The following is a 12,583-nucleotide window of genomic DNA, read 5'->3' on the forward strand; positions in this document are numbered from 1 at the left end:
TTCCTTTTTATTGTTTTCGATTTCTTCCAGCGTCAATAACGATTGGTTTTCCCAGTTTCGGAGAATCCCCTCAACGTAATTCAATTGTCTTTTATTATTGGCACATGCAATTTTCATAGCCTTGAGTATCATTTTTTCAGGTTGTTTAAATGATGAATCATCCAACCACGACAACAACTGGTTTTTTCCCTGAATATTATTTAATCCGAATCCATTTTCATCCCAAAATTGAATGATTTCTGACGTTTGGTGTTGTTCTTTATCTGTATCTTTATTTTTCTCTAATTCTTTCTCTGTATCTGGTGGACATTTGTCCACCCCTTGTCCACCCAGTAAGTTCGCACCATTTTTTTGCTTATTTTTAGTTATTCTTTGTTGCTGTTTCTTAAAAGCCCCAACGCTTTGCATACCAATCATTTCCTCCACCTGCTTTAGATAAATTTCCCCATTTTCTAAAATGTCCACTAAACCAATCTTTGTTAATAATTTCATAGCAACAACAACTGTATCTGAATTTGTTTTAGTTAGTTCAGCCAACTTTTTATGGTCATAGGGAATTAGCATTTTACCAACTTTTCTTATTAAAATCCCATTGGATCTTAATGATTTTAGGCACAGTTTTAAATAAAATAAAGAGTATTCCTTACCATTCGGCTGTTCCTCTAACCAATCTATAGCGTCTTCTTCAAAAAAATCCTCTTTTAACTGTAACCAATAAAATCTTTTATTCTTTTCGTAATTAGCCACAGAAGCACTCCTATTACCTATTTTTTTCATCACCTAAGTACTCTTTTAATAACTTCGGCGAGATGTGATATGTCCATTTACTAGACATTTGGACCGCTATGCCAATGGGTAAAATATCTCTCTGTAAACCAATTCGAACAAATTGCTCAGATTTCCCTAATCTTTTTGCTGCCTCTGATACTTTTATATTCATTTTTTCTTTGTCATCATTGTCTGTGAACATAAGAATCCCTCCAATGAAATAAATATAAGGTAGTTATTTTTAGAAATTATCACTACAAGAGAACACTTCATCAAAACTTAGATCATTAAAGCCTTGAAGGACACCTGTGACAAATTTACCTCCCGGATTCCTCTTGCCATTCATAATCCGATTGACAGTACTTTGCGCAACTCCTACTTCTTCTGCAAATTGGCATTGAGAAATACCTTTGTTCTCCAAATATGTTTGTAGAAAATCTACATCAACTAATATGGCTTTTGCTCTTTCCATAAGTAAACTCTCCCTCCTTTTGCCTTTTGGTAATTACCTTATGGTAATAAATTAACATTTGTTTTACCTTTTGGCAATACTTTTTAATGTTTTTCCTGTATAAATTTCCTTTTGGTAACGAATTTTAGTAAAATAGGAGTAAGAAGGGTATCAGTGTATTAGGAGAGAAGAAAACGATGACCAATCAATTTGGAAAATATTTAAAAGAAAAAAGGGATGAAAAAGGCTTTACCATCAACCAACTATCTCTATATTCAGGTATTAGTGCTGCTCAGTTGTCTAGAATTGAAAATGGGAAAAGAGGAGTTCCTAAAGTTGAAAATATCCAGAAACTTGCGGAATCACTATCCGTACCTTACGATGAAATAATGCGGGTGGCTGGCTATTACAAACCAAGTGACACCAAACAACAAGAGCAAGAGCTTCCTGAGCTGTCAGAGAAGGACGAACGTGATATAGCTAAGGACTTAGAAAAAATGATAAAAAATTTATCTAATGACGATGCATACTCACAATTCGATGGAAGGGCGATAGATGAAATGGATAAGGAAGATAGAGAATTATTAATTGCTTCGTTGGAAAATTCGCTGCGCATGGCTAAACGAATGGCGAAACAAAAGTTTACCCCCCATAAATATCGAAGGTAAGATATTCTGTGGCGTATTTAATACCTAGAAATACAGCGATTAAGCTAGTTAAAAAATATGGAACGACTTGTCCTTTTGAGATTGCAAGACAGAAGGGTATCACAATTTATTTCGAATCTCTGGGGGGTTCCTTCGGGTACTATGCTTGCTACAAAAGGATTCAATCAATTCATATTAATGATAGTATCAATGAGGTTCTGCAAAAATTTGTTTGTGCCCATGAATTAGGCCATTCAGTTCTACACAAAAATGAAAATACTCCTTTTTTAAAAAGGAATACATTTTTTTCAACAAACAAAATTGAGTTAGAAGCGAATAAATTTGCAGTGGAACTGCTCATTCCAGATGAATTTATTTATGAATTTAGGGATACAAGAGTTACAATAAAAGAAGTGGCTCAGAAATTTGGAGTTCCAGAAGAAGTGTGTCACTTGAAAAAAATTGACCATATAGATTAAAACGTACAATGTTGTACTATTTTTTTATCCCGGGAATAGAACGTATATTCTGTTTTAGATTATATTAGTAATTGAATTTAATGCCAATTGAAATTACATTAGTTACTATACCCACAATTAAAAATTAAAGATGGTGATGATTATGAAAAACCCAAATGGTTATGGTTCGATTTTCAAATTATCTGGTAAACGAAGAAAACCATTTGCTGTAAGGATCACAACCGGTTGGGATAATAACGGAAAACAAAAGTTTGAATACCTCGGGTACTATACGTCCAGACAGGAAGCAATGATTGCATTAGCTGATTATAACAGTAACCCATATGATCTTTCTGCTGGCAAAATTACTTTCGCTGAAATTTTTGAAAGATTCTCAGAAGAGAAATTTCCAAAAATCTCAAGATCCAATGTGCTTGGATACACTGCGTCATTTAAAAAAGCAGAGGCCCTTCATGACATAAAATTTGTTAATATCAAAAAGTCGCATCTACAATCAGTAATCGACAACTGCGACAGATCACATGGTACAAAAAGGAAAATCAAAGTCTTGTTCAATCAATTATATAAATACGCAATGGAAAATGATTTAACTCAAAAAGATTATTCAAGATTTGTAGAACTACCGAAAAATGATTCCAAAAGCTCACGCAAGCCGTTTTCACTCGATGAAATTGAAAAATTATGGGACAATGTCCATCGCTTGGATGATATCGATACTGTTCTCATCATGATATATACTGGATTACGACCTGGTGAGCTTGTAGAGGTGAAAAATAAAAACATCTATCTTGAAGAAAGATATTTCCGTGGTGGTTTTAAAACAGAAGCTGGAACAAACAGAGTGGTTCCTATCCATAAAAAAATACATTCGCTTATTGATGCTCGAATGGATTCGAAAAATGAATACTTAATCGTGAATCAGGATGGAAATAAAATGAGTTACTACACGTATTACCACGAAAGATGGAAGAAAGTTATGGAACAGTTGGAATTGAATCATAAACCCCACGATTGCCGCCATACCTTTGCAACACTCATGGATAATGTTAATGCCAATAAGTTGTCGATTAAGCGTATAATAGGACATGCATCTAAAGATATCACAGACAAAGTCTATACACATAAAGACATAGAACAGCTTCTCATAGCGATTGACAAGCTATGAGAAGCTACTGTTTCTCTTTAAAATCTTGTATATTACTCGTATATTACTTGTATATTATGTGTGAATTTTTGCCTGTTTTTAAAACAACGTATATATAGTAAAATCCCCCAGCCATAGGTGGTTGGGGGATTCGTGAAACTTGATTTCTTAACGTTTTGAGAACTGTGGTGCGCGGCGGGCGCTTCGAAGACCGTATTTTTTACGCTCGGTCATGCGTGCGTCACGTGTCAGATAGCCTTCACGCTTAAGGGTTGCGCGATACTCGGGATCTACTTCCAGCAGCGCACGTGCGATACCGTGGCGGATCGCACCGGCCTGACCGGTGAAACCGCCGCCGCTCACGTTAACCAGTACGTCATATGTGCCTTCTGTTTCGGTCGCTTTTAACGGCTGGCTTAAAATAATACGTTGTGTTTCATATGGAAAATAGTCTTCTGCATTGCGTTTGTTAATAACAACACGGCCGGTCCCTGGAACAAGACGGACACGTGCAGTTGATCTTTTACGACGTCCGGTACCGTAATATTGTACTTGTGCCAAATCGAATGACCTCCTTTTGATTACCCGCGAAGTTCGTAAACTTCAGGCTTTTGTGCTTGATGGTTATGCTCAGAACCTCTATATACGTGCAATTTCTTACCCATTTTGCGTCCCAGCGGACCTTTTGGAAGCATGCCTTTAATTGTTGTCTCCAGCATCTGCTCAGGATATTTGGAGCGCATTTCATTTGCAGAACGTGCTTTCAGTCCGCCTGGGTGATTTGAATGACGATAATACATTTTATCTGTCAATTTTTTGCCGGTCAATGCCACTTTTTCAGCATTGATAATGATTACATGGTCACCGGTATCAGCGTGCGGTGTATATGTTGGTTTGTGCTTGCCGCGCAGGATAGCAGCAACTTCACTGGCCAAACGTCCAAGGCGCTTGCCTTCAGCATCTACAACCAACCATTTGCGTTCAATATTATTTTCATTGGCCATGAAAGTTGTACGCATGGTCATTTCCCTCCAATTTCAAGCATTTACTTCAATCGTACGTTTTACTTTTTATATCTCATCACAATTAGTTTCCGGGGCTAATCGTGGTTCAAATAAAAATGCCACAAATCATCATATACCAGAACCGCATGAATGTCAAGCTTTTAGAGGTTTATTCGCAAGTTAACCTGATATTTCCCAAGACACTCGACGTATATTGTTGATGATTGTCATCATTTCCCGGGAAATGATAAAGTGAAACTGCATTCATTGGTTTTCGCTGAAGTAGAGGAACAAAGGCTAAATTCGCAACGTCGTGTTGCAACGCCTTTGTGACCTGCATCATGCACGCCCGAACAGAATCGGGCATTCAGGACCAGTTAGCCGCCGTATTTGGGCGGGTTACTGGCCATTATATGCGATTTGTGTTAAGTTTTTAAAGCTTATAAACGTCCTCATACCGGACATTCCATAAATATAACCCTTGTGGTGGTACTGTGTCCCCAGCAAGCTGCCGGTCTTTTTTATCAAATAATTCATGAATTTCCTCAGGCCGCATTCTTTCCCGGCCCACCTCCAAAAGAGTGCCGACAATGATGCGGGCCATGTTATATAAGAATCCCTGCCCTCTCAGGATAAATTCAATCTGACTTCCGCCCCGGCGGCAGGAAACTTCCATTAGTGTACGAACTCTGGACCCTTTGACACTTGCTTTCGCAGAGGAAAAAGTGGTGAAGTCATGCGTACCTTCGAAATACCGCCCCGCTTCCTGCATTTTACCGATATCGACGTGATAGGGATAATGATAAAGATAATTCCGGTTGAACACGTCCGGTTCTGGTTCATTCCAAATGTAATAACGATATTCCTTTTCCACTACGTCAAACCGGGCATGAAATGAGGCGGGTACCTGTTCTGCTTGATTCACATGTATATCAGGCGGGAGCATTGCATTAAGCGCTCGCTTCCAGTCAGCAGGTGTCAGGTTATAATCTGATTCAAAGTGGACTGCCTGGGCTTTTGCATGAACACCTTTATCGGTCCTGCCTGATGGGTGAACTTGTACATACGCCCCCTTATGGATTTTCGCCAGTGCTTTTTCCAGTTCTCCCTGCACTGTCCGTTCCCGGGGCTGGATCTGTAAGCCCGAAAAATTGGTACCATCATAACTAATGTGACATTTGATCTTAGCCATCATTCCCGGCCCTTTCTAATAATGTCTCGTCAAAAATAATGCTGCTGTCACGATAATAAATAAGATAAATATCATGACGTCACGTTTGTCCAGCTTAAGCTCCCGCAGTTTTGTCCGGCCTTCACCGCCCTGATACCCGCGGGCTTCCATTGCCATTGCCAGTTCCTCTGCCCGTTTAAAGGCACTGACAAACAACGGCACGAGCAATGGCACGACTGCTTTGATTCGTTCTTTCAACGGGCCTGTCCGGAAATCGACGCCACGTGAAGCCTGTGCTTTCGATATTTTATCCGTCTCCTGCATGAGTGTCGGAATAAAGCGCAGTGAAATCGACATCATCAGCGCCAGTTCATGGACAGGAAATTTCACCTTTTTCAGAGGGTGAAGCATATCCTCAACCGCATCGGTTATTTCAATCGGTGTTGTCGTCAATGTCAGCAGTGATGTCACCAATATGAGCAGAAAAAACCTTACGGATATTGCAAAACCTTGAATAAGTGCACCTGAATAAATGTTAAATCCAAATAGATCAAATAACACTGTGCCTTCGTTCGTGACAATCAAATGCAATATAAATGTAAACACGATTAAAAACCAGACGGGTGTCAGCCCTTTTAAAATATAGCGGACGGGTATCCGTGTCGTAAACATGCTCGCCAGTGCAAAAATAATGAGCGCACTATAGCTCAATACTGAATTTGCCAAAAATACGATGAAAACAAAGAAAAAAATGATCGTGATTTTAGTTCTCGGATCCAGTCGATGAACAAGCGATTCACCGGGCACATACTGACCAATGATCAATGCATTATTCATCTGACCCGGCTCCCTTCAGGACTTGCCGGATCTCCCTGGCAAGTTCAGCTTCCGATTGCCGCCGGAAAGGAATCTGCCGGCCGAACTTTTCCGAAAATGCATTAAGAAACTGTACCATCTCGGGTACGTCAAGCTGAACGTTGTGAAGCGCCTCCCGCTGGGTCAGGACATCTTCCGGTTTTCCTTCCATATACTTGGTCCCATTGTTTAAAATCATCGCATGATCCGCATATTTAACAGCGTCTTCCATACTATGAGTGACTAGGATGGTTGTCAGGTCCTGCCGCTTGTGCAGATCATAAAACATATCCATCATTTCCTGCTGGCCCCTCGGATCTAGCCCTGCCGTCGGTTCGTCCAACACAAGCACTTCCGGTTTTGTCGCCAATACACCGGCAATAGCCACTCTGCGCATCTGTCCGCCGCTCAAATCGAATGGCGAGCGCTCCAGCAACTCTTCCGGAAGCCCCACCTCTTGCGTGATTTCACGGACTCGTTGTTCAACTTCTTCTTCCGGGACATTAAAGTTTTTCGGACCAAATGCGATATCCTTCTTAACGGTTTCTTCAAATAATTGATGTTCCGGATATTGGAAAACAACCCCAACACGATTTCTTAGTGTCTTCATATCTTCGGGTTTTGTATCATTCGTCAATCGGTAATCCCCAATCGTTACTTCCCCTTCACTTGGTCGCACCAGCCCATTCAAATGCTGGATCAAAGTCGATTTGCCGGACCCCGTATGGCCAATAACCGCTGTGAATGTTCCGGATGGGATATGAAACGAGAGATTCGCAATCGCCTTGTGTGCAAAAGGCGTGTTTTTCTGGTAAATATAACTTACATTGTTGAATATGATGTCCATAGTTCCTCCAGCAGCTCTTCGTGATTTAGCGCCTCATGATTAATGGGAATGCCTGCTTTCCGCAGTTCATCCGATAAGGCCGCAACAAACGGGATGTCCAAACCTATATGGCGCAAGTCCGCCTTTTTAGCAAACAGATCCCTTGGTGCTGCTTCATCCCATATCTCGCCCTCATTCATAACAATAACCCGCTCGGCCTGTACGACTTCCTGAAGATCGTGGGTGATGGTGATCAGAGAAAGGTTCCGTTCCTCCTTCACACTTGTCACGGTTTTCATAATGTCTGCTCTGCCTCTGGGATCCAGCATCGCAGTGGCCTCATCCAGAATCAGAACATCCGGAAAAATCGCCAGTACGCTCGCAATCGCGACCCGCTGCTTCTGACCACCGGAAAGTTTGTGCGGCTCTATCAGCCGGTATTCCTGCATTCCAACAGCTGACAACGTTTCTTCAATACGTCTGATCATTTCGTTACGGTTAACACCGCGGTTCTCCATCCCAAAGGCAACATCATCCTGAACGGTTGTACCGACAAACTGATTGTCCGGATTTTGAAAGACCATCCCGACATCTTTTCGGATATCCCAAATTGAATCATTTGTTACTGCACGTCCATTAATGACAATTTCTCCCTGCTGGGGGAAAAGCAGTCCATTCATCAACTTCGCAATCGTTGATTTGCCTGATCCGTTATGACCAATGATAGCAATTGCTTCATTTTCATAGATTTCAAACGAACAGTTTTTCAACACCCAGGGCTGCTCTTCGCCGTACCTGAACGATACATTCCTGAACTCGACTATTTTATTCCGCATTTCCGCTCCCCCTCTTCCCAGCGAATTATAGAAGCCCTTCCCCTGTTGATCCCCGTTCCAGACGCTCGATTTTCTCTCGCATCAAGCCACACCCCTCGCCTGCTCATCTTTCGCTATAAACAAGAACTTGGGATCGAGCAGCTTCATGAGGCGTTCTGCGTCTCCCACTTCAATCAACAACGATGAGTGGGACAAAGGGGCTGACCCCATGTCCCGCAAGTGCAAAAAAAGGGCCTGGATTCACCTCATGGAAGAGATTCTGTCCTGCCCTTAAAGAGGGTGTTCAAAAAGTCCGGTAAAAATGACACGTCGAATAGGAGACCTTCTGCTAAAACCGCCCACGTCCTGTGGCGGGCGCAGAACTCACCACATCCTGTGGAGGCCTGCTGCTCGAAACTGCGCCAAGAAATTCTCGGTCCTTTTTATCCTCCTTTTGAACACACACTTAAAGTATCGCCTGCATTAAACTAGTTCAATGATTGCCATTTTGGCTCCGTCACCCTGACGAGGTCCCAGCTTAAGGACACGTGTGTATCCGCCTTGTCTGTCCTCATAGCGTGCCGCGACGTCATCGAACAATTTTTGAATCACTTTTTCGTCTTCGTTTGCTTCCCGATCATACAAGAAAGCAGCAGCTTGGCGACGTGCGTGAAGATCACCACGTTTGCCAAGTGTAATCATTTTCTCGACGGTTGATTTCAAATCTTTAGCCTTAGCTTCTGTCGTTTCAATACGTTCTTGGATGATCAAATCAGAAGCAAGGTTACGGAGCATTGCCATACGCTGATCCGTTTTACGCCCTAATTTTCTGGCCATGGCGTATCCCTCCCTTTTCACTGAAAGTCTAAAGATGTTTATGATTAATCGTCATCACGCAAGCCTAAACCTAAATCTGCCAGTTTTTCTTTCACTTCTTCGAGCGATTTACGGCCAAGGTTGCGCACTTTCATCATATCTTCTTCGGATTTATTTGATAGTTCCTGAACGGTGTTGATTCCGGCGCGTTTCAAACAGTTATAGGACCTGACAGATAAATCAAGTTCTTCGATAGTCATTTCCATGACTTTTTCTTTTTGGTCCTCTTCTTTTTCAACCATGATTTCTGCATTTTGAGCTTCATCTGTTAAGCCTATAAAAATATTAAGATGTTCATTGAACACTTTTGCTCCTAAAGATACGGCTTCTTCAGGACGGATGCTGCCATCGGTCCATACATCCAATGTCAACTTATCATAGTTTGTAATTTGGCCTACACGGGTGTTTTCCACTTGATACGTTACACGTGATACTGGTGTGAAAATGGAATCAATCGGAATGACACCAATTGGCTGTTCATCATGTTTGTTTGCTTCAGCCGGACGATATCCGCGGCCGCGCTCTGCCGTTATCTTCATATGCAACGAACCATTGCCATTAATTGTTGCAATTGGCAGATCGGGATTCAACACCTCTACATCACTGTCATATGTCAAATCTGCAGCCGTAACGTTTCCTTCACCCTGCACATCGATCTCCAATGTCTTGACATCATCAGAGTAAATCTTCAATGCGAGCTTTTTCAGGTTCAAAATAATGGTTGTCACATCCTCAACAACCCCATCGATTGTTGAGAATTCATGCTGAGCCCCATCGATTTGAACTGATGTAACAGCAGCACCTGGAAGTGAGGATAGCAGGATACGACGCAAGGAGTTTCCTAAAGTAGTACCATATCCACGTTCAAGCGGTTCGACGACGAACTTGCCAAATGTCGCATCATCGGTGATCTCTACCGTTTCTATTCCCGGTTTTTCAATTTCGATCATTCTATAAAACCCTCCTTTAAAACGTCGAAACCCCGGTTAGACAATCCGCAATGTCTAACCGAAATTCCCCAAATAGGCAGTCGGCGTTTCTGCGCTAAAACACTATTTCGTACATGATTGTCTTTGTCTTGCTGTTCAGGTTCACTTAAAAACGCAATAGCCAAATTTTACTTTAAGCTATCATAACCCATTATAGACAAGGTGACAAATTCTATACGGTCAGAAGTTGTTCAGAAAGATCCTCCTTTTGAACACGTACAGTATCATTATACACGACGACGTTTTGGCGGGCGGCAGCCATTATGAGGTACTGGTGTTACATCACGAATCGCTGTAACTTCCAATCCAGCTGCCTGCAATGAACGAATTGCTGCTTCACGGCCGGCTCCAGGACCCTTTACCGTTACTTCCAACGATTTCATACCATGTTCAACTGCATTTTTTGCAGCTGTTTCAGCAGCCATCTGAGCAGCGAATGGTGTTGATTTACGGGAACCTTTAAAGCCAAGTGCACCTGCAGAGCTCCATCCGATCGAATTTCCTTTTACATCCGTAATGGTTACAATCGTGTTATTAAATGTCGAACGGATATGTGCTACACCCGTGTCAACATTCTTTTTCACACGGCGCTTGCGTGTTGTCGTTTGTTTGCGTGCCATAGATGTTTACCCTCCTTTACATTAATTTCTCTTGTTGGCCATTGTACGACGCGGACCTTTACGGGTACGTGAGTTGTTTTTCGTTTTCTGACCGCGTAATGGCAGCCCGCGGCGGTGTCTCATTCCTCTGTAAGATCCGATTTCAATCAGACGCTTAATGTTAAGAGATGTTTCACGACGGAGATCACCTTCAACAGAATAGTTGCCAATTGCTTTACGAATACTGCTTAATTCATCCTCTGTCAGGTCGCGTACACGCGTATCTTCGGAAACACCTGCTTCTTTAAGGATTTCTTGAGCAGTGCTTTTGCCAACCCCATGGATATAGGTTAGTGAAATGACTACACGTTTATCACGTGGAATATCTATACCTGCAATACGTGCCATAAGTTTTTCAGCACCTCCTTATTGATTAGCCTTGTTTTTGCTTGTGTTTTGGATTATCGCAAATAACCATTAATTTACCTTTACGTTTAATAATTTTGCATTTTTCACAAATTGGTTTTACAGATGCTCTGACTTTCATCATCTTTACCTCCTTTTATATCGGAGCTCGTCGTAAGTCTATTTATAACGGTACGTAATTCGTCCCTTGGTTAAATCATATGGCGAAAGTTCTACCGTTACTTTATCACCGGGTAAAATGCGGATGAAATGCATACGGATTTTGCCGGAAACATGAGCCAGTACTGTATGACCATTTTCCAGTTCCACATTGAACATCGCATTCGGCAATGTTTCGGTTACGGTACCTTCCACTTCAATAACATCGTCTTTAGCCATCGTGTTGATCTCCCTTCTTCAAATCAGTCACAACTTCATTGATAAATTTCGTTATGGCAAACCGTAATTTGCCATTTGTGACACGACCAGTTTCTAGAAGGCTGTTTTGGACTTCCGGAGATATAAAATCCATCACTTCAATATGCTGCAGATTCTTTTTCTTCGGCCGATCATATTTGCGTTTTTCACCATCTGCCAGCAAAACATACCGGTCATCGATCAGTTTTAGCACAACTGCGTATTGACCTGCTTCACGTCCCTGCAGAATACGAACAACTTGACCTACTCGCGGAATCGAATCAGCGTTCAACAACGATCACCTTCACTTGGGCTTATATTTAAAACAAGCGTCATCCGATAACATGGCTTTCGTCAGTTCCATCACTGATAAATCAGATAGCTACACAACGTCGTCAATACCTCACGACTCATTATACTGATTTGTGTGCCTGATTGCATCCATAGGCAATTATCCGATGAATTTATTTTTCGATTGCTGACTGAATATCCTCAAATACGTGATCAATTTTCTGGTCACCGTCAATTGTAACAAGACATCCTTTATTGTGATAGAAATCCAACAACGGCTTTATCTGTTCAATGTTCACTTCCAGACGGTTTTTCACGGTTTCAGCCTGATCATCTTCGCGCTGTATCAATCTGGAGCCATCATTGTCACATACTCCCTCTTTTTGAGGCGGATTATACATAACATGATAAGTTGCTCCGCACGTTGGACAAATTCTGCGACCCGCGAGACGCTCCACTAAATTTTCCTTCGGGACATCTACATGCAGGACGTAATCAATCGATTCGTCCATTTCTTTTAATAGTGATTGTAAGCTTTCCGCCTGTGCAACAGTTCTTGGAAATCCATCCAATAGGAAGCCGTCTTTGCAGTCATCCTTGCCCAAGCGATCTTTTACGATGCCTATTGTCACGTCATCTGGAACAAGTGCTCCTTGATCCATATATTCTTTAGCCTTCTGACCCAGTTCAGTTCCTTCTTTAATTGCTAACCGGAACATATCTCCTGTTGAGATATGAGGGATGTTATATCGTTCATTTATTTTTTCCGCCTGTGTGCCTTTACCAGCACCCGGCAGACCCATCAAGATTAAATTCAACAATTTTCCCCTCGCTCTCATTGGCAGC

20 protein-coding genes are annotated in these 12,583 nt (G+C 41.8%); 3 read left to right on the forward strand and 17 right to left on the reverse strand.

The window, feature by feature from the left end:
* From VK080_RS07060 to VK080_RS07070, 3 genes are all read right to left on the reverse strand, one after another.
* Positions 1-747: DnaD domain protein (locus VK080_RS07060; protein WP_324224068.1), on the reverse strand; the 747-nt coding region annotated here is incomplete at its 3' end.
* 13 nt (positions 748-760) lie between these two features.
* Positions 761-970 (reverse strand): hypothetical protein, encoded by a 210-nt coding sequence (locus tag VK080_RS07065; RefSeq protein ID WP_010529026.1) that lies wholly within the window; start codon positions 968-970, stop codon positions 761-763.
* Positions 971-1,009: 39 nt separating this feature from the next.
* Complete coding sequence (locus VK080_RS07070) at positions 1,010-1,240, reverse strand: helix-turn-helix transcriptional regulator (RefSeq protein WP_324224069.1); 231 nt, start codon at positions 1,238-1,240, stop codon at positions 1,010-1,012.
* A 176-nt stretch (positions 1,241-1,416) separates the two neighbouring features.
* On the opposite strand from VK080_RS07070, the gene VK080_RS07075 reads away from it, so the two are divergent.
* From VK080_RS07075 to VK080_RS07085, 3 genes are all read left to right on the forward strand, one after another.
* Entirely contained in the window at positions 1,417-1,887 is a 471-nt protein-coding gene (locus VK080_RS07075; RefSeq protein ID WP_324224070.1) for a helix-turn-helix transcriptional regulator, read from the forward strand.
* A gap of 8 nt (positions 1,888-1,895) precedes the next feature.
* Entirely contained in the window at positions 1,896-2,345 is a 450-nt protein-coding gene (locus VK080_RS07080) for an ImmA/IrrE family metallo-endopeptidase (RefSeq protein WP_324224071.1), read from the forward strand.
* 142 nt (positions 2,346-2,487) lie between these two features.
* The gene (locus VK080_RS07085; protein ID WP_324224072.1) at positions 2,488-3,510 is read left to right on the forward strand and encodes a tyrosine-type recombinase/integrase; all 1,023 of its coding nucleotides are present in this window, start codon (positions 2,488-2,490) and stop codon (positions 3,508-3,510) included.
* A gap of 147 nt (positions 3,511-3,657) precedes the next feature.
* On the opposite strand, the gene rpsI is transcribed toward VK080_RS07085, so the two are convergent.
* The 14 genes from rpsI to VK080_RS07155 all read right to left on the reverse strand — a co-directional run bounded on the left by rpsI (position 3,658) and on the right by VK080_RS07155 (position 12,555).
* Positions 3,658-4,050, reverse strand: a complete 393-nt coding sequence (gene rpsI / locus VK080_RS07090) for a 30S ribosomal protein S9 (protein ID WP_324224073.1) — start codon at positions 4,048-4,050, stop codon at positions 3,658-3,660.
* A gap of 20 nt (positions 4,051-4,070) precedes the next feature.
* A complete protein-coding gene (rplM, locus tag VK080_RS07095; protein ID WP_324224074.1) occupies positions 4,071-4,508 on the reverse strand; it encodes a 50S ribosomal protein L13 in 438 nt (145 codons plus the stop codon).
* Positions 4,509-4,926: 418 nt separating this feature from the next.
* A complete protein-coding gene (gene truA, locus VK080_RS07100) occupies positions 4,927-5,685 on the reverse strand; it encodes a tRNA pseudouridine(38-40) synthase TruA (protein ID WP_324224133.1) in 759 nt (252 codons plus the stop codon).
* Between the two features lie 15 nt (positions 5,686-5,700).
* Entirely contained in the window at positions 5,701-6,501 is an 801-nt protein-coding gene (locus tag VK080_RS07105; protein WP_324224075.1) for an energy-coupling factor transporter transmembrane protein EcfT, read from the reverse strand.
* On the reverse strand, positions 6,494-7,366 hold the full coding sequence (locus VK080_RS07110) for an energy-coupling factor ABC transporter ATP-binding protein (protein WP_324224076.1): 873 nt from the start codon (positions 7,364-7,366) through the stop codon (positions 6,494-6,496). Before VK080_RS07110 ends, VK080_RS07105 begins: the two co-directional genes overlap by 8 nt.
* Positions 7,342-8,181, reverse strand: coding sequence for an energy-coupling factor ABC transporter ATP-binding protein (locus tag VK080_RS07115; protein WP_324224077.1), 840 nt, complete (start codon positions 8,179-8,181; stop codon positions 7,342-7,344). Before VK080_RS07115 ends, VK080_RS07110 begins: the two co-directional genes overlap by 25 nt.
* Positions 8,182-8,643: 462 nt before the next feature.
* Positions 8,644-8,997, reverse strand: coding sequence for a 50S ribosomal protein L17 (rplQ, locus tag VK080_RS07120; protein ID WP_324224078.1), 354 nt, complete (start codon positions 8,995-8,997; stop codon positions 8,644-8,646).
* Between the two features lie 44 nt (positions 8,998-9,041).
* Entirely contained in the window at positions 9,042-9,986 is a 945-nt protein-coding gene (locus VK080_RS07125) for a DNA-directed RNA polymerase subunit alpha (RefSeq protein ID WP_324224079.1), read from the reverse strand.
* A 266-nt stretch (positions 9,987-10,252) separates the two neighbouring features.
* Complete coding sequence (rpsK, locus tag VK080_RS07130) at positions 10,253-10,645, reverse strand: 30S ribosomal protein S11 (protein ID WP_324224080.1); 393 nt, start codon at positions 10,643-10,645, stop codon at positions 10,253-10,255.
* A gap of 21 nt (positions 10,646-10,666) precedes the next feature.
* On the reverse strand, positions 10,667-11,032 hold the full coding sequence (rpsM, locus tag VK080_RS07135; protein ID WP_324224081.1) for a 30S ribosomal protein S13: 366 nt from the start codon (positions 11,030-11,032) through the stop codon (positions 10,667-10,669).
* 25 nt (positions 11,033-11,057) lie between these two features.
* Positions 11,058-11,171, reverse strand: coding sequence for a 50S ribosomal protein L36 (gene rpmJ / locus VK080_RS07140; protein WP_068446074.1), 114 nt, complete (start codon positions 11,169-11,171; stop codon positions 11,058-11,060).
* 38 nt (positions 11,172-11,209) lie between these two features.
* The gene (gene infA, locus VK080_RS07145) at positions 11,210-11,428 is read right to left on the reverse strand and encodes a translation initiation factor IF-1 (protein ID WP_010529010.1); all 219 of its coding nucleotides are present in this window, start codon (positions 11,426-11,428) and stop codon (positions 11,210-11,212) included.
* A complete protein-coding gene (locus tag VK080_RS07150) occupies positions 11,421-11,741 on the reverse strand; it encodes a KOW domain-containing RNA-binding protein (protein ID WP_324224082.1) in 321 nt (106 codons plus the stop codon). Before VK080_RS07150 ends, infA begins: the two co-directional genes overlap by 8 nt.
* Before the next feature lie 169 nt (positions 11,742-11,910).
* Positions 11,911-12,555, reverse strand: a complete 645-nt coding sequence (locus tag VK080_RS07155; protein ID WP_324224083.1) for an adenylate kinase — start codon at positions 12,553-12,555, stop codon at positions 11,911-11,913.
* Positions 12,556-12,583 lie beyond the last annotated feature (28 nt).

It is taken from the genome of Lentibacillus sp., assembly GCF_035301925.1.
Taxonomy (GTDB): domain Bacteria; phylum Bacillota; class Bacilli; order Bacillales; family Amphibacillaceae; genus Lentibacillus.

Bases quoted from the DNA above. Each gene is read 5' to 3' on its own strand.
- VK080_RS07115 (WP_324224077.1), bottom strand. From the start codon at position 8,181: ATGCGGAATAAAATAGTCGAGTTCAGGAATGTATCGTTCAGGTACGGC.
- VK080_RS07085 (WP_324224072.1), top strand. From the start codon at position 2,488: ATGAAAAACCCAAATGGTTATGGTTCGATTTTCAAATTATCTGGTAAA.
- VK080_RS07070 (WP_324224069.1), bottom strand. From the start codon at position 1,240: ATGGAAAGAGCAAAAGCCATATTAGTTGATGTAGATTTTCTACAAACA.
- rpmJ (WP_068446074.1), bottom strand. From the start codon at position 11,171: ATGAAAGTCAGAGCATCTGTAAAACCAATTTGTGAAAAATGCAAAATT.
- VK080_RS07075 (WP_324224070.1), top strand. From the start codon at position 1,417: ATGACCAATCAATTTGGAAAATATTTAAAAGAAAAAAGGGATGAAAAA.
- truA (WP_324224133.1), bottom strand. From the start codon at position 5,685: ATGGCTAAGATCAAATGTCACATTAGTTATGATGGTACCAATTTTTCG.
- rplQ (WP_324224078.1), bottom strand. From the start codon at position 8,997: ATGGCCAGAAAATTAGGGCGTAAAACGGATCAGCGTATGGCAATGCTC.
- VK080_RS07110 (WP_324224076.1), bottom strand. From the start codon at position 7,366: ATGGACATCATATTCAACAATGTAAGTTATATTTACCAGAAAAACACG.
- VK080_RS07125 (WP_324224079.1), bottom strand. From the start codon at position 9,986: ATGATCGAAATTGAAAAACCGGGAATAGAAACGGTAGAGATCACCGAT.
- infA (WP_010529010.1), bottom strand. From the start codon at position 11,428: ATGGCTAAAGACGATGTTATTGAAGTGGAAGGTACCGTAACCGAAACA.
- rpsK (WP_324224080.1), bottom strand. From the start codon at position 10,645: ATGGCACGCAAACAAACGACAACACGCAAGCGCCGTGTGAAAAAGAAT.
- rplM (WP_324224074.1), bottom strand. From the start codon at position 4,508: ATGCGTACAACTTTCATGGCCAATGAAAATAATATTGAACGCAAATGG.
- VK080_RS07105 (WP_324224075.1), bottom strand. From the start codon at position 6,501: ATGAATAATGCATTGATCATTGGTCAGTATGTGCCCGGTGAATCGCTT.
- VK080_RS07065 (WP_010529026.1), bottom strand. From the start codon at position 970: ATGTTCACAGACAATGATGACAAAGAAAAAATGAATATAAAAGTATCA.
- rpsM (WP_324224081.1), bottom strand. From the start codon at position 11,032: ATGGCACGTATTGCAGGTATAGATATTCCACGTGATAAACGTGTAGTC.